General features: G+C 44.7%; 1 protein-coding gene. It reads left to right on the forward strand.

Annotation, left to right across the window (positions count from 1 at the left end; translation table 11 throughout):
- Positions 1-312, forward strand: a 312-nt coding sequence (locus QN395_RS21735) for a TolC family protein (RefSeq protein ID WP_323493066.1), incomplete at its 5' end; no start/stop codon positions are given.
- Positions 313-412: the final 100 nt, after the last annotated feature.

Below are 412 nucleotides of genomic sequence, written 5' to 3' on the forward strand. Positions count from 1 at the left end.
GTAGATGCCGCCAATGAGACCTTAGAAAAAACTAAAGAAGCAGCGCGTAATGAGCTGGTACTGTTAATCGAATCTGCCCAGGCATCGAAAGAAATGACCGCACGTTTTCAGGGTGAATTATTGAGCGCTGCCCGCAATTCTGCTGAGGCGGCGGAATTCGCCTTTAAAAATGGTGCACTTGGTGTAATGGATGTGCTTGATGCAAGACGAACTTATCGCGCCATTGAGATGGACGCGATTAATGCCCAAGCTGACTTCGCCAAAGTACAAGCTACCCTACGTATCAGCATAGAGGAAGAAGAAAAGAAATGAAGCGCAATAAAATAATTAATTTGGGTTTTGGTATTGTAGTAACCGTCATCGTAGTTTGTGCCACCAGCTATATCATTACCTCCGTTGAAGCAACAGAGAA

This window comes from Undibacterium sp. RTI2.2 (assembly GCF_035018705.1).
GTDB lineage: Bacteria > Pseudomonadota > Gammaproteobacteria > Burkholderiales > Burkholderiaceae_D > Undibacterium.